The 8,558-nt window shown below is 39.8% G+C and carries 7 protein-coding genes; all 7 read left to right on the forward strand.

The window, feature by feature from the left end; genetic code table 11:
* The first annotated feature begins 268 nt into the window (after nt 1-268).
* The 7 genes from parC (at nt 269) to SINDD18_RS05480 (ending at nt 8,549) form a co-directional block, all read left to right on the forward strand.
* Nucleotides 269-2,746 carry a DNA topoisomerase IV subunit A gene (gene parC, locus SINDD18_RS05450; protein ID WP_081108267.1) on the forward strand — a complete coding sequence of 826 codons (2,478 nt, stop codon included), beginning with the start codon at nt 269-271 and terminating at the stop codon, nt 2,744-2,746.
* Nucleotides 2,747-2,870: 124 nt separating this feature from the next.
* Entirely contained in the window at nt 2,871-3,893 is a 1,023-nt protein-coding gene (locus tag SINDD18_RS05455; protein ID WP_061863377.1) for a branched-chain amino acid aminotransferase, read from the forward strand.
* A gap of 21 nt (nt 3,894-3,914) precedes the next feature.
* On the forward strand, nt 3,915-5,882 hold the full coding sequence (locus SINDD18_RS05460) for a peptide ABC transporter substrate-binding protein (RefSeq protein ID WP_061863378.1): 1,968 nt from the start codon (nt 3,915-3,917) through the stop codon (nt 5,880-5,882).
* A gap of 34 nt (nt 5,883-5,916) precedes the next feature.
* Nucleotides 5,917-6,606 carry a DUF969 domain-containing protein gene (locus SINDD18_RS05465; RefSeq protein ID WP_061863379.1) on the forward strand — a complete coding sequence of 230 codons (690 nt, stop codon included), beginning with the start codon at nt 5,917-5,919 and terminating at the stop codon, nt 6,604-6,606.
* A complete protein-coding gene (locus tag SINDD18_RS05470) occupies nt 6,603-7,526 on the forward strand; it encodes a DUF979 domain-containing protein (RefSeq protein WP_061863380.1) in 924 nt (307 codons plus the stop codon). Before SINDD18_RS05465 ends, SINDD18_RS05470 begins: the two co-directional genes overlap by 4 nt.
* Nucleotides 7,527-7,539: 13 nt before the next feature.
* Nucleotides 7,540-8,184 carry a pyroglutamyl-peptidase I gene (pcp, locus tag SINDD18_RS05475; RefSeq protein ID WP_061863381.1) on the forward strand — a complete coding sequence of 215 codons (645 nt, stop codon included), beginning with the start codon at nt 7,540-7,542 and terminating at the stop codon, nt 8,182-8,184.
* Between the two features lie 134 nt (nt 8,185-8,318).
* On the forward strand, nt 8,319-8,549 hold the full coding sequence (locus SINDD18_RS05480; RefSeq protein WP_000037109.1) for a DUF2969 domain-containing protein: 231 nt from the start codon (nt 8,319-8,321) through the stop codon (nt 8,547-8,549).
* Nucleotides 8,550-8,558: the final 9 nt, after the last annotated feature.

An 8,558-nucleotide genomic window follows, 5' to 3' on the forward strand; every position in this document is an offset into this window, starting at 1 on the left:
AGCTGAGAAGATGATTGAGTATGCTGAGGAAAAACTTCAAAACACTAATTAAATAAAGAACATAATTCATAACTTTAAACTACAGAAAGGATAGTTTAGTTATATAAAGTAACTGAACACCTTTGTCTATAAAAACCTACTCTACATTCTTTGAAAGGAGTTGAACACGCCCTAAATGCTGTGTGAAAAAGATAAATTCTCTTGAGAGCGTCGCTCGCTTTAAGAATTTCCTATTTTCACTTTGCATTTTACGGGCTTTGTATCCTATATGAGTAACATTCAAAACATGTCCTTGGAGGACATCATGGGAGAGCGCTTTGGTCGCTACTCCAAATACATTATTCAAGATCGTGCTTTGCCAGATATTCGTGATGGCTTGAAGCCGGTTCAGCGTCGCATTCTGTATTCTATGAATAAGGATGGCAATACTTTTGATAAGAGCTACCGTAAGTCGGCTAAGTCTGTCGGGAACATCATGGGTAATTTCCACCCACATGGAGATTCTTCTATCTATGATGCCATGGTTCGTATGTCTCAGGACTGGAAAAACCGTGAGATTCTGGTTGAAATGCACGGGAATAACGGTTCCATGGACGGAGATCCACCTGCGGCTATGCGTTATACTGAGGCACGATTGTCTGAAATTGCAGGTTATCTCCTTCAAGATATCGAGAAAAAGACAGTTCCCTTTGCTTGGAACTTTGACGATACCGAGAAAGAACCAACTGTCTTACCAGCAGCCTTTCCAAACCTCTTAGTCAATGGTTCAACGGGGATTTCAGCTGGTTATGCCACAGATATTCCACCGCATAATTTGGCTGAGGTCATTGATGCTACAGTCTACATGATTGACCATCCGCCTGCCAAGGTTGATAAGTTGATGGAATTCTTGCCTGGACCAGACTTCCCTACGGGAGCTATCATCCAAGGCCGTGACGAAATCAAAAAGGCCTATGAAACTGGTAAGGGGCGCGTGGTCGTTCGTTCCAAGACTGAAATTGAGAAGCTAAAAGGTGGTAAGGAACAAATCGTTATCACTGAGATTCCTTATGAAATCAATAAGGCTAACTTAGTCAAGAAAATCGATGAAGTTCGTGTCAATAACAAGGTGGCAGGTATCGCTGAGGTTCGTGATGAGTCTGACCGTGATGGTCTTCGTATCGCAATTGAACTCAAGAAAGATGCGAACACGGAGCTCGTTCTCAACTACCTTTTCAAGTATACTGACTTGCAAATCAATTACAACTTCAACATGGTTGCGATTGACAATTTCACACCTCGTCAGGTTGGGATTGTACCAATCTTGTCTAGCTATATTGCCCACCGTCGTGAAGTGATCTTGGCGCGTTCTCGCTTTGACAAGGAAAAGGCTGAAAAACGTCTCCATATCGTGGAAGGTTTGATTCGCGTTATCTCAATTTTGGATGAAGTCATTGCCCTTATCCGTGCTTCTGAGAATAAGGCTGATGCCAAGGAAAACCTCAAGGTCAGCTATGATTTTACAGAAGAACAGGCTGAGGCCATTGTTACCTTGCAATTGTATCGTTTGACCAATACAGACGTGGTTGTCTTGCAAGAAGAAGAAGCAGAACTTCGTGAAAAGATTGCTATGCTTGCAGCTATCATCGGTGATGAACGAACTATGTACAATCTCATGAAAAAAGAGCTTCGTGAGGTCAAGAAGAAATTTGCGACACCTCGATTGAGTACTTTAGAAGATACAGCAAAAGTCATTGAGATTGATACAGCTAGCCTTATCGCTGAAGAAGATACTTACGTTAGCGTGACTAAGGCAGGTTATATCAAACGGACTAGCCCTCGTTCCTTTGCAGCTTCAACCTTAGAAGAAATTGGTAAACGGGATGATGATCGATTGCTATTCGTTCAAAATGTGAAAACTACCCAGCATCTTTTAATCTTTACAACGCTTGGGAGCGTCATTTATCGACCAGTCCATGAGTTGGCAGATATTCGTTGGAAGGATATCGGGGAGCATTTGAGCCAGTCTATTACAAACTTTGAAACCAATGAAGAAGTCCTCTACGTCGAAGTTGTGGATCAATTTGATGATGCGACAACTTATTTTGCAGCAACACGACTTGGACAAATCAAACGTGTAGAACGCAAAGAATTCTCTCCATGGAGAACCTACCGTTCTAAATCTGTCAAGTATGCTAAGTTGAAAGATGATACTGACCAGATTGTAGCAGTAGCTCCTATTAAATTGGATGATGTTCTATTAATCAGTAAAAATGGCTATGCTCTTCGCTTTAACATCGAAGAAGTGCCTGTCATCGGTGCCAAGGCAGCAGGTGTCAAAGCCATGAACTTGAAAGCAGATGATGTGATACAAGCAGCCTTTATCTGCAATACGTCTTCTTTCTATCTTTTAACGCAACGTGGAAGTTTGAAACGTGTTTCAACAGAGGAAATTCCAGCAACCAGTCGTGCCAATCGTGGTCTTCAAGTCTTGAGAGAATTGAAGAGTAAACCCCATCGCGTATTCTTGGCTGGAGCGGTCTCAGAACAAGGATTTGTTGGAAATCTCTTTAGTACAGAAGTAGAAGATGGAGAACAAACACTTGTGATTCAATCAAATAATGGAGCGATTTACGAATCAATCCTACAAGATTTGAATCTATCAGAACGAACTAGCAATGGAAGCTTTATCTCAGATACTATTTCTGATGAAGAAGTTTTTGATGCTTATCTCAAAGAAATCTTTAAAGAAATCAAAGAAAATTAAAAATCAGTCCTAGTGACTGATTTTTTATAAGTAAAATTTTCAGAAAATTACAAATAATACTTGAATTTTTAGGAGAATAGTGTAGAATAGAACACAGAGCTTGATTAGAATAAAGGAGATTGTCATGACAGTTACGATTGATTGGGAAAATCTCGGTTTTTCCTATATGAAACTACCTTATCGTTATATCGCTAATTTTAAAAATGGACAATGGTCTCAAGGAGAATTAACAGAAGATGCAACCTTGCATATTTCAGAATCATCTCCAAGCCTTCACTATGGACAGCAAGCATTTGAAGGATTGAAAGCCTATCGTACAAAGGATGGCAGTATTCAACTCTTCCGTCCAGATGAAAATGCTAAACGTCTGCAACGTACCTGTGATCGTCTCTTGATGCCACAAGTTCCAACAGAAATGTTTGTAGATGCTTGTAAAGCCGTTGTTCGTGCAAATGAAGAATACGTGCCCCCTTATGGAACTGGTGGAACCCTTTACCTTCGTCCGCTCTTGATTGGTGTTGGAGATATCATTGGGGTAAAACCAGCTGAGGAGTATATTTTTACCATCTTTGCTATGCCAGTTGGAAATTATTTTAAAGGTGGATTGGTTCCAACAAACTTCTTGATTCAAGACGAGTATGACCGTGCTGCACCAAATGGAACAGGGGCTGCCAAGGTCGGTGGTAACTATGCAGCTAGTCTTTTGCCAGGGAAAATGGCTAAATCCCGTCATTTCTCAGATGTTATTTATCTAGACCCATCAACCCACACCAAGATTGAAGAAGTTGGTTCAGCAAACTTCTTTGGAATTACAGCTGATAATGAGTTTGTAACCCCATTGAGTCCATCAATCTTGCCATCGATTACCAAGTACTCATTACTTTATTTGGCAGAGCATCGTTTGGGCTTGAAGTCTGTTGAGGGAGATGTACCAATTGATAGTCTGGATCGATTTGTAGAAGCAGGTGCCTGCGGTACTGCGGCAGTTATCTCACCAATTGGAGGAATCCAACATGGTGATGACTTCCACGTTTTCTACAGTGAGACAGAGGTTGGTCCAGTGACTCGTAAACTATACGATGAATTAACAGGTATTCAATTTGGTGATATTGAAGCACCAGAAGGTTGGATTGTAAAAGTAGATTAAAAATTATTAAAGGAGATCTTTATGAAAACGAAAAAGTGGATGTTAACAGCAGGAGTGGTCCTGAGTACAGCAGTTCTTCTTGTAGCTTGTGGGAAAGCCGACAAGGAAGCAGATGCGCCTACAACTTTCTCTTATGTCTATGGAGTAGACCCATCATCTTTGGACTACAGTATCGCAACTCGTACTTCAACAACTGATATCATCGGTAACGTTGTTGATGGATTGTTGGAAAACGATGAATATGGAAATTTGATTCCTTCCCTCGCTGAGGATTGGAGTGTCTCACAAGACGGTTTGACTTATACTTATAAACTTCGTAAAGGGGTTAAATGGTACACGTCAGAAGGTGAAGAATACGCTGAAGTAACTGCGCATGATTTTGTTACAGGGTTGAAACACGTAGCTGATGGCAAATCAGACGGTGTCACTCTTATTCAAAACTCAATTAAGGGTTTGAATGAGTATATGACTGGTGAGACTAACGATTTCTCAACAGTTGGAGTTAAGGCAGTGGATGATTATACTGTTGAGTACACTCTAAACGCACCTGAAACTTTCTGGAATTCCAAAGTAACTTCAGCAACTATGTTGCCAGTAAATGAAGAATTCCTCAAAGCTTCTGGTAAAAATTATGGAACGGTCAGTCCAGCTGGTATTCTTTATAACGGTCCATATATTTTGAAGACATTGACTTCAAAATCTTTAATCGAATATGAAAAGAACCCAAATTATTGGGATAAAGAGAAGGTTAAAATCGAGAAAGTTAAATTAACTTACTATGATGGATCAGACCAAGAATCCTTGATCCGTAGCTTCTCTTCGGGTGTTTACACAACAGCTCGCCTCTTCCCAAGTAGCTCAAACTTTGCTTCTACTTTGGAACAATATGGGGATAAAATTACATATAGTCCACAGGATTCAACTAGTTACTACTTTACCTTTAACGTAAACCGTCAATCTTTCAATAAAACAGCGAAAACAAGTGAAGAACAGAAAACTTCTACAAAAGAAGCAATGTTGAACAAGGACTTCCGTCAAGCAATCAACTTTGCCTTCAACCGTCATTCTTATGCTGCCCAGCTCAATGGTGAAGATGGTGCGGACAAGATTATTCGTAATAGCTTAGTACCAGACAATTTCGTTCAATCTGGTGGTAAAAACTTTGGTGATATCGCTCAAAAAGAATTGGTCAACTATGGAGACCAATGGAAAGGTGTTGAGCTCGTTGACGGAAAAGATACCATCTACAATCCTGACAAAGCCAAAGCTTCATTTGAAAAAGCTAAGAAAGAATTGGAAACAAAAGGTGTAACCTTCCCAATTCACTTGGATGTTCCAGTTGAACAGACAGATACCATTGCCGTTCAACAAAGCAATTCCTTTAAACAATCAATCGAGTCAACTCTTGGTTCTGAAAATGTCGTGATCGATGTCCTTCAGATGACTGATAACGAGAAGGAAAGCATTACATCTCAAGCGCGTGTTCCTGCTCAAAAAGACTATGACTTGAACAGTACTGGATGGGCTCCAAGCTACCAAGATCCAGCAAGTTATCTCAATATCATGGATCCTAAGACTGGTTCCGCTATGAAACACCTTGGTATTACTAAAGGAAAAGACAAAGAAGTAGTAGCTCAACTAGGTTTGGACGAATATAAGAAACTCTTGGATGATGCAGTTTCTGAGAAAAATGACTTGGATAAGAGATATGAAAAATATGCTAAAGCTCAAGCTTGGCTTACTGATAGTTCTCTCTTGATGCCAACAGCTTCATCAGGTGGTTCACCAGTTGTCAGCAATGTCGTTCCATTCTCTAAACCATACTCACAAGTAGGTATTAAGGGTGATCCATACATCTTCAAAGGAATGAAATTGCAAAAAGAGATTGTAACTGCTAAAGAATATCAAGCAGCTCTTGAAAAATGGCAAAAAGAAAAATTGGAATCAAACAATAAATACCAAAAAGAATTAGAAAGTCATGTCAAATAAAACAGACTAGTACTTTTGGAATGAAGGGGCCTATATGGAATGGATTAAACTAATAGGGATACTTATCATTGTGGTTGGTTTTATCTATAAGTTAGATACAATCGCAACGGTAGTCTTAGCTAGTTTAGTTACAGCTCTAGTTTCTGGAGTTTCTCTTGTTGAATTCTTGGAAATTTTGGGAAAAGAATTTAGTAATCAACGAGTTCTTACGATTTTTATGGTAACCTTGCCACTGGTAGGTTTATCTGAAACTTTTGGCCTCAAGCAACGTTCGATTGACTTGATTCAAAAGATTAAAGGTCTGACCGTAGGAAGTTTTTATACAGTGTATTTCTTTTTTCGGGAACTCGATAGCTTCTTTGCCATCCGTCTAGGAGGACATCCGCAGTTTGTAAGGCCTTTGGTTCAACCCATGGGACAAGCAGCAGCAGAGTCTCAATTAGGTAGACAATTAACGGAGCAGGAGAGCGAAGCGCTAAAAGCGCGTGCAGCAGCAAATGATAATTTTGCAAATTTCTTTGCTCAGAACACTTTCGTTGGTGCAGGTGGTGTCCTCTTGGTGGGGGGCACTCTGGACCAATTAGGTTACGAAAGTAATTATGCAGGCATCGCTTCGGCTTCGCTTATTGTTGCAGGAGTGGCCCTACTTGTGGTAGGAATTTACAATTACCTGTTTGATAGAAAACTGCTAGTGAAAAAGCTTAGTAAAGGAAAAGAAGAATGAGCAATCTAGCAAGTCAGTTATTAGAGTTGACCTATATTGTGATTGGTTGTCAATTCCTTCATACGGCTTATTGTAGCTATAAAGATAAAACAAACCCAGTTCGCTTTGGAACAGCTGGGTTTTGGGCTTTATTGGGCATCAGTTTTATCGGTGGCTCTTATCTACCTTCTATCTGTATTGGAGTTATCGTAGTGCTATTAGCACTACTAACTCTCTTTAAACAGGTTCGTATCGGAACCTTACCGTTTCTGGATGAAGTCAAGGCAAACATTGAAGCTAAACGACTAAAGAATAAAATTTTTATTCCGGTCATGTTAATGGCTTTGATTGCTTTGGTATTAGCAAAAATGATTCCTGACTTTAGTAAGATTGCTATCAGCCTTGCAGCATTTTTTGCAACCATCTCTCTTTTATTGATTACTAAGAGTTCTCCTAAAAGCTTGTTAGCAGAAAATAATCGCATGGTTCAGCAAGTGTCAACTAGTGGGATTGTGCCTCAACTTTTAGGGGCTTTGGGAGCAATTTTTACCGTTGCAGGCGTTGGAGACTTGATTTCGCATTTAATCAGCGGTCTAGTTCCTTCGGGGAGTCGGTTGATGGGTGTAGTGGCTTATGTCCTTGGGATGGTTCTATTCTCTATGATAATGGGGAATGCATTTGCTGCCTTCACGGTTATTACTGCTGGAATTGGTGTTCCCTTTGTATTTACCTTGGGAGCTGATCCAATCGTTGCTGCAGCTCTAGCAATGACGGCAGGTTGCTGTGGAACCTTATTGACTCCAATGGCGGCTAACTTTAATGCTTTACCGGCAGCTCTCCTGGATATGAAAGATCCAAATGGGGTTATCAAAGCGCAGGTAGGAGTAGCTATTGTCATGATTATCATCCATGTGTTTTTGATGTATTTTTTGGCATTTTAGCAAAGGAAATAAAATGAAAATATTAGTAACAGGTTTTGATCCTTTCGGTGGTGAAACGGTCAATCCAGCCTTGGAAGCTGTTAAATCATTACCGTCAGAGATTCATGGCGCAGAGGTTCATTGGGTAGCAATCCCAACGGTATTTTATAAAGCAGCAGAGGTATTAGAAACAGCAATCGTCCGCTATCAGCCAGATGCGGTGCTTTGCATCGGACAGGCAGGAGGAAGAGCTAGTCTAACTCCTGAGCGAGTTGCCATCAATCAAGATGATGCTAGAATTCCAGATAACCAAGGGAATCAGCCGATTGATACTCCTATTCGCCTAGACGGTCAAGCAGCTTATTTCAGCACTCTACCAATCAAAGCAATGGTACAAGCGATAAAGGAGGAAGGGTTACCAGCTACAGTGTCCAATACAGCAGGAACCTTTGTTTGCAATCATTTGATGTATCAGGCTCTCTATTTAGCGGATAAAAAGTTTCCCAATATGAGAGCAGGATTTATGCATATTCCTTATATGACAGAACAAGTGGTAAATAAGCCTAATACAGCATCTATGAATTTAACTGATATCGTCAGAGGTATCGAAGCTGCGATTGGTGCTATCGTAGATTATAAAGATAAGGACATAAAATTAGTGGGTGGGACAACCCACTAACAATGAGTCTTCCCTAGATTAAAAAATTAGATTCTCTCACAAAAACTCTTTATCAAGGCTGCCCTTATAAAGAGTTTTTTCTTGCCAGTTTTTTAAATTTCTTGTACAATAGGAAGAGTGAAAAGAGGTATGGTATGAGTAAAAAAGATAAAAAAATTGAAATTCAATTAACAGACGCAACTGTTTTAGTTGGTCAGGAAAAATTTGAAGGCTACACATTAACCATTGGGAAAAAGATTATCGGTGAAATTGCTGAACTAGATAATCAATTCGCAATCATAAAGAATGGAAATGTCGATAGTTTTTATAAAAAACTTGAAAAAGCTGTGGAAATTTTGATTGAAAACTATAATTTAGCAAAATAAAGCTTGTTT

It is taken from the genome of Streptococcus infantis (assembly GCF_001579645.1).
Lineage (GTDB): Bacteria > Bacillota > Bacilli > Lactobacillales > Streptococcaceae > Streptococcus > Streptococcus infantis_E.